At 69.7% G+C, this 2297-nt stretch carries 2 protein-coding genes; both read left to right on the top strand.

What is annotated here, in order from left to right; genetic code table 11:
- Positions 1-205, top strand: a 205-nt coding sequence (locus tag VGV13_15885) for a pyridoxal-5'-phosphate-dependent protein subunit beta (protein ID HEV8642571.1), incomplete at its 5' end; no start/stop codon positions are given.
- A 26-nt stretch (positions 206-231) separates the two neighbouring features.
- Positions 232-2297: amino acid permease (locus VGV13_15880; GenBank protein HEV8642570.1), on the top strand; the 2066-nt coding region annotated here is incomplete at its 3' end.

Here is a 2297-nt window from a genome sequence, read left to right as displayed (position 1 = left end):
CTGCATCGTGGTGAGCCTGGACGAGGTGAAGCGCGCCATGCGTCTCATGGCGGAAAAGGCCCGCGTCATCGCCGAGGGAGCTGGTGCGCTCGGCCTAGCGGCGGCGCTCACTGGCAAGGCGGGTCCGGGCCCGATCGTCGCCATTGTCTCCGGCGGCAATATCGACCTGGCGAAGTTCTCCGAGTTGATTGCCGCGGCAGTGTGACCGACCCCCCGCCCGCCCTGCGGCGCGTGATCGGCGTGCGCGGGCTCGCCGCCGCCATTTTCAATATCACCGTCGGCGCGGCGATCTTCGTGCTCCCGGCGCACGTCGCCGGCAACCTCGGTGCCGCGGCTCCCCTCGCCTACCTCGTGTGCGCCGTGGCGACGGCGCTCGTCGCCCTGTGCATCGCGGAGGCCGGGAGCCGCTTCCCCCGGAGCGGCGGCCCGTACGCGTACGTCGAGACGGCGTTCGGCCCCTACGCCGGATATCTGTGCGGCGTGCTGCTCTGGCTCGGCATCACGCTCGCGATGGGGGCGGTCGCCACCGTGCTCGCCGACGCGGTCGGCGAGTTGCTGCCGGGCGTCGGTGGTCAACTGCCGCGCGCCCTGTTCCTCGTCGTGATCATCGCCAGCCTTGCCGTCGTCAACATCCGCGGTGCCGCGCTGGGATCACGCGTGAGCGGCATCGCGACGGTCGCGAAAGTCGTCCCGCTCATCGCGTTCGTGGCGCTCGGTCTGTCGCACGTCCGGGCGGAGAATCTCGCGTTGGGATCGTTCCCCTCGCTCGCGCGCCTGGGAGAATCCGGGCTGCTCCTGATGTTTGCCTTCTTCGGGATGGAATCCGCGCTGCAGGTGAGCGGCGAAGTGCGCGATGCGGCCCGCGCCGTGCCGCGGGCCATCGCCCTCGCGGTGACGGGCGTCGGTGTGCTGTACATCGCCGTCCAGCTCGTCGCCCAGGGCATCCTCGGCAGCGCGCTCGCCGCCCCCGAGACGGCCAAAGCCCCGCTCGCCGCGGCGGCCGTGCAATTCGCCGGACCGACCGGCTCCACGCTGATCCTCATCGCGATGATCGTCTCGACCTTCGGCTTCATGACGGCCACGATGCTCTCCACCCCGCGGACGCTCTTCGCCCTCGCGGTGGATGGCTACCTGCCGCAGCCGCTCGCGGCAGTGCACCGCGCACACCACACGCCCTACGTCGCGATCGCGATCCAGGGTGTGATCGTGTGCGCCATCGCTATCACGGGCACGTACGTCAAACTCGCGATCATGGCGAACGTGGCGATCCTGTTCGTGTATTTGGCGTGCTGCCTGGGCGTGTGGCGGCTGCGGCGGCTCGACGCGGGCGCGGCCGACAAGCCGTTCGTCATGCCGGCCGGGCGCGTTGTGCCCTGGATAGCGGCAGGCTTGATCGTCGTCTTGCTGGCGCGGGCCACTGCGCAGGCGTGGCTGCTCACGGGAGGGGTCATGGCCGCGGCTTCGCTCGCGTTCCTGGCGCGGCGAGGCTCCCTGCAACCCTCAGGGCGCCGGCTTGAGTACCCGGGAACGCCGGGTGCGAGACGCGGTGCAGGCCCGCCAGGTGGAGTGGCTGGAGCTCAAGGTTCCGGCCAGATGACCGAGGCGGGGGAGCCGTGGGGCAAACACGCACCGCGTGGAGTCGAACGCTGGCTGATTGCGTTCTGTCGACGTCTCCCCCGAAACTGGCTCGGTGCCCGTCTGGCGGTCTTCCTGCGGCACCCGGTGAAGTACGGTCCGGACACCCCGCTGGACGTCGAGGTGTGGGGCCTTCGGCTGCGCCTGCATCGCCGCGGGAACTACTCGGAGACGGCGCTCCTGTTCCGGCCGGAGTCCTTCGATCCAGCCGAGCGGGACGTTCTGAAGAGCCGGATCGCCTCGGCCACCGTGTTCCTCGACCTGGGTGCGAACGCGGGCGCCTACTCGTTCTGGGCGTACAACCGACTCGGGCCGGCGTGTCGGATTGTCGCCGTCGAGCCGGATCCCGAGCTCTACGCTCGCCTGGCCTTCAACATCGCGACGAACCGGGCGAGCATCACCCCCGTGCGCGCGGCCTTGGGCGATCACCCTGGCCGCCTCCCGCTGTTCATCAATCCTGAGCGGCGCGGACAGAACTCGCTGTTGGCCCGTCCGGGGGCCTCGCAGCCGGCGGAGAGTGTGGTGGTTGACGTGATGACTCTACCCGACCTCCTCGCGGCGGTGGCTGTGGACCATGTGGACGTCATGAAGATCGACCTCGAAGGGATGGAGTATCCGGTGCTCCACCACTTCTTTCAGACTGCCGGTCGTCGTCTCTGGCC

The sequence above is a fragment of the Candidatus Methylomirabilota bacterium genome, from assembly GCA_036001065.1.
Taxonomy (GTDB): Bacteria; Methylomirabilota; Methylomirabilia; order Rokubacteriales; family CSP1-6; genus MNEF01.
The sequence above is the reverse complement of the archived record's forward strand: the minus strand, read 5'-3'. Positions and strand labels throughout refer to the sequence as shown.